This is a genomic window from Streptococcus mitis SK597 (assembly GCF_000148545.1).
GTDB classification, from domain to species: domain Bacteria; phylum Bacillota; class Bacilli; order Lactobacillales; family Streptococcaceae; genus Streptococcus; species Streptococcus mitis_C.
Genome location: NZ_AEDV01000014.1, coordinates 1 through 5,016, shown reverse-complemented (window position 1 = coordinate 5,016; position 5,016 = coordinate 1). Strand labels below are relative to the sequence as shown.

Annotated in this window: 1 tRNA gene and 3 rRNA genes; all 4 read left to right on the top strand. The window is 49.9% G+C overall.

Annotation, left to right across the window (positions count from 1 at the left end):
• Positions 1 to 129 precede the first annotated feature (129 nt).
• The 4 genes from SMSK597_RS0102080 to rrf all read left to right on the top strand — a co-directional run bounded on the left by SMSK597_RS0102080 (position 130) and on the right by rrf (position 5,016).
• A 16S ribosomal RNA gene (locus SMSK597_RS0102080) occupies positions 130 to 1,675 on the top strand.
• A 51-nt stretch (positions 1,676 to 1,726) separates the two neighbouring features.
• A tRNA-Ala gene (locus SMSK597_RS0102075) sits at positions 1,727 to 1,799 on the top strand.
• A gap of 124 nt (positions 1,800 to 1,923) precedes the next feature.
• Positions 1,924 to 4,825, top strand: a 23S ribosomal RNA gene (locus SMSK597_RS0102070).
• A gap of 75 nt (positions 4,826 to 4,900) precedes the next feature.
• Positions 4,901 to 5,016 (top strand): 5S ribosomal RNA (gene rrf, locus SMSK597_RS0102065).
• The 16S, 23S and 5S rRNA genes sit together here with 1 tRNA gene alongside, the layout of an rRNA operon.

Below are 5,016 nucleotides of genomic sequence, written 5' to 3'. Positions count from 1 at the left end.
AGTGACAAAGACCTTTGAAAACTGAACAAGACGAACCAATGTGCAGGGCACTACAACTAAGGTTGTAGTACTGAACAATGAAAAAAACAATAAATCTGTCAGTGACAGAAATGAGTGAGAACTCAAACTTTTAATGAGAGTTTGATCCTGGCTCAGGACGAACGCTGGCGGCGTGCCTAATACATGCAAGTAGAACGCTGAAGGAGGAGCTTGCTTCTCTGGATGAGTTGCGAACGGGTGAGTAACGCGTAGGTAACCTGCCTGGTAGCGGGGGATAACTATTGGAAACGATAGCTAATACCGCATAAGAGTAGATGTTGCATGACATTTGCTTAAAAGGTGCAATTGCATCACTACCAGATGGACCTGCGTTGTATTAGCTAGTTGGTGGGGTAACGGCTCACCAAGGCGACGATACATAGCCGACCTGAGAGGGTGATCGGCCACACTGGGACTGAGACACGGCCCAGACTCCTACGGGAGGCAGCAGTAGGGAATCTTCGGCAATGGACGGAAGTCTGACCGAGCAACGCCGCGTGAGTGAAGAAGGTTTTCGGATCGTAAAGCTCTGTTGTAAGAGAAGAACGAGTGTGAGAGTGGAAAGTTCACACTGTGACGGTATCTTACCAGAAAGGGACGGCTAACTACGTGCCAGCAGCCGCGGTAATACGTAGGTCCCGAGCGTTGTCCGGATTTATTGGGCGTAAAGCGAGCGCAGGCGGTTAGATAAGTCTGAAGTTAAAGGCTGTGGCTTAACCATAGTACGCTTTGGAAACTGTTTAACTTGAGTGCAAGAGGGGAGAGTGGAATTCCATGTGTAGCGGTGAAATGCGTAGATATATGGAGGAACACCGGTGGCGAAAGCGGCTCTCTGGCTTGTAACTGACGCTGAGGCTCGAAAGCGTGGGGAGCAAACAGGATTAGATACCCTGGTAGTCCACGCCGTAAACGATGAGTGCTAGGTGTTAGACCCTTTCCGGGGTTTAGTGCCGTAGCTAACGCATTAAGCACTCCGCCTGGGGAGTACGACCGCAAGGTTGAAACTCAAAGGAATTGACGGGGGCCCGCACAAGCGGTGGAGCATGTGGTTTAATTCGAAGCAACGCGAAGAACCTTACCAGGTCTTGACATCCCTCTGACCGCTCTAGAGATAGAGCTTTCCTTCGGGACAGAGGTGACAGGTGGTGCATGGTTGTCGTCAGCTCGTGTCGTGAGATGTTGGGTTAAGTCCCGCAACGAGCGCAACCCCTATTGTTAGTTGCCATCATTCAGTTGGGCACTCTAGCGAGACTGCCGGTAATAAACCGGAGGAAGGTGGGGATGACGTCAAATCATCATGCCCCTTATGACCTGGGCTACACACGTGCTACAATGGCTGGTACAACGAGTCGCAAGCCGGTGACGGCAAGCTAATCTCTTAAAGCCAGTCTCAGTTCGGATTGTAGGCTGCAACTCGCCTACATGAAGTCGGAATCGCTAGTAATCGCGGATCAGCACGCCGCGGTGAATACGTTCCCGGGCCTTGTACACACCGCCCGTCACACCACGAGAGTTTGTAACACCCGAAGTCGGTGAGGTAACCGTAAGGAGCCAGCCGCCTAAGGTGGGATAGATGATTGGGGTGAAGTCGTAACAAGGTAGCCGTATCGGAAGGTGCGGCTGGATCACCTCCTTTCTAAGGATAAGGAACTGCGCATTGGTCTTGTTTAGTCTTGAGAGGTCTTGTGGGGCCTTAGCTCAGCTGGGAGAGCGCCTGCTTTGCACGCAGGAGGTCAGCGGTTCGATCCCGCTAGGCTCCATTGGTGAGAGATCACCAAGTAATGCACATTGAAAATTGAATATCTATATCAAATAGTAACAAGAAAATAAACCGAAAACGCTGTAGTATTAATAAGAGTTTATGACTGAAAGGTCAAAAAATAAGGTTAAGTTAATAAGGGCGCACGGTGGATGCCTTGGCACTAGGAGCCGAAGAAGGACGTGACAAACGACGATATGCCTTGGGTAGCTGTAAGTAAGCGATGATCCAGGGATTTCCGAATGGGGGAACCCAACAGGTACTACCTGTTACCCGCATCTGTTAAGGATGTGAGGAGGAAGACGCAGTGAACTGAAACATCTAAGTAGCTGCAGGAAGAGAAAGCAAAAGCGATTGCCTTAGTAGCGGCGAGCGAAACGGCAGGAGGGCAAACCGAAGAGTTTACTCTTCGGGGTTGTAGGACTGCAATGTGGACTCAAAGATTATAGAAGAATGATTTGGGAAGATCAGCCAAAGAGAGTAATAGCCTCGTATTTAAAATAGTCTTTGTACCTAGCAGTATCCTGAGTACGGCGGGACACGCGAAATCCCGTCGGAATCTGGGAGGACCATCTCCCAACCCTAAATACTCCCTAGTGACCGATAGTGAACCAGTACCGTGAGGGAAAGGTGAAAAGCACCCCGGGAGGGGAGTGAAATAGAACCTGAAACCGTGTGCCTACAACAAGTTCGAGCCCGTTAATGGGTGAGAGCGTGCCTTTTGTAGAATGAACCGGCGAGTTACGTTATGATGCGAGGTTAAGTTGAAGAGACGGAGCCGTAGGGAAACCGAGTCTGAATAGGGCGCCTTAGTATCATGACGTAGACCCGAAACCATGTGACCTACCCATGAGCAGGTTGAAGGTGCGGTAAGACGCACTGGAGGACCGAACCAGGGCACGTTGAAAAGTGCTTGGATGACTTGTGGGTAGCGGAGAAATTCCAAACGAACTTGGAGATAGCTGGTTCTCTCCGAAATAGCTTTAGGGCTAGCGTCGACATTAGAGATTCTTGGAGGTAGAGCACTGTTTGGGTGAGGGGTCCATCCCGGATTACCAATCTCAGATAAACTCCGAATGCCAAAGAATTATGGTCGGCAGTCAGACTGCGAGTGCTAAGATCCGTAGTCGAAAGGGAAACAGCCCAGACCACCAGCTAAGGTCCCAAAATAATTGTTAAGTGGAAAAGGATGTGGGGTTGCACAGACAACTAGGATGTTAGCTTAGAAGCAGCTATTCATTCAAAGAGTGCGTAATAGCTCACTAGTCGAGTGACCCTGCGCCGAAAATGTACCGGGGCTAAAACAATTTACCGAAGCTGTGGATACCTTTATAGGTATGGTAGGAGAGCGTTCTATGTGTGAAGAAGGTATACCGTGAGGAGTGCTGGAACGCATAGAAGTGAGAATGCCGGTATGAGTAGCGAAAGACAGGTGAGAATCCTGTCCACCGTAAGACTAAGGTTTCCAGGGGAAGGCTCGTCCGCCCTGGGTTAGTCGGGACCTAAGGAGAGACCGAAAGGTGTATCCGATGGACAACAGGTTGATATTCCTGTACTAGAGTATGTAGTGATGGAGGGACGCAGTAGGCTAACTAAAGCAGACGATTGGAAGTGTCTGTCTAAGCAGTGAGGTGTGAATTGAGTTAAATGCTTAGTTCTATAACATTGAGCTGTGATGGGGAGCGAAGTTTAGTAGCGAAGTTAGTGACGTCACACTGCCAAGAAAAGCTTCTAGCGTTTAAACATACTCTACCCGTACCGCAAACCGACACAGGTAGTCGAGGCGAGTAGCCTCAGGTGAGCGAGAGAACTCTCGTTAAGGAACTCGGCAAAATGACCCCGTAACTTCGGGAGAAGGGGTGCTGACTTTAAGTCAGCCGCAGTGAATAGGCCCAAGCAACTGTTTATCAAAAACACAGCTCTCTGCTAAATCGTAAGATGATGTATAGGGGGTGACGCCTGCCCGGTGCTGGAAGGTTAAGAGGAGTGCTTAGCGTAAGCGAAGGTATGAATTGAAGCCCCAGTAAACGGCGGCCGTAACTATAACGGTCCTAAGGTAGCGAAATTCCTTGTCGGGTAAGTTCCGACCCGCACGAAAGGCGTAATGATTTGGGCACTGTCTCAACGAGAGACTCGGTGAAATTTTAGTACCTGTGAAGATGCAGGTTACCCGCGACAGGACGGAAAGACCCCATGGAGCTTTACTGCAGTTTGATATTGAGTGTCTGTACCACATGTACAGGATAGGTAGGAGTCTATGAGATCGGGACGCCAGTTTCGAAGGAGACGTTGTTGGGATACTACCCTTGTGTTATGGCCACTCTAACCCAGATAGGTGATCCCTATCGGAGACAGTGTCTGACGGGCAGTTTGACTGGGGCGGTCGCCTCCTAAAAGGTAACGGAGGCGCCCAAAGGTTCCCTCAGAATGGTTGGAAATCATTCGCAGAGTGTAAAGGTATAAGGGAGCTTGACTGCGAGAGCTACAACTCGAGCAGGGACGAAAGTCGGGCTTAGTGATCCGGTGGTTCCGTATGGAAGGGCCATCGCTCAACGGATAAAAGCTACCCTGGGGATAACAGGCTTATCTCCCCCAAGAGTTCACATCGACGGGGAGGTTTGGCACCTCGATGTCGGCTCGTCGCATCCTGGGGCTGTAGTCGGTCCCAAGGGTTGGGCTGTTCGCCCATTAAAGCGGCACGCGAGCTGGGTTCAGAACGTCGTGAGACAGTTCGGTCCCTATCCGTCGCGGGCGTAGGAAATTTGAGAGGATCTGCTCCTAGTACGAGAGGACCAGAGTGGACTTACCGCTGGTGTACCAGTTGTCTTGCCAAAGGCATCGCTGGGTAGCTATGTAGGGAAGGGATAAACGCTGAAAGCATCTAAGTGTGAAACCCACCTCAAGATGAGATTTCCCATGATTTTATATCAGTAAGAGCCCTGAGAGATGATCAGGTAGATAGGTTAGAAGTGGAAGTGTGGCGACACATGTAGCGGACTAATACTAATAGCTCGAGGACTTATCCAAAGTAACTGAGAATAGAAAGCGAGAGGTTTTCTTGNTTTGAATAGATATTCAATTTTGAGTAGGTATTACTCAGAGTTAAGTGACGATAGCCTAGGAGATACACCTGTACCCATGCCGAACACAGAAGTTAAGCCCTAGAACGCCGGAAGTAGTTGGGGGTTGCCCCCTGTGAGATATGGAAGTCGCTTAGC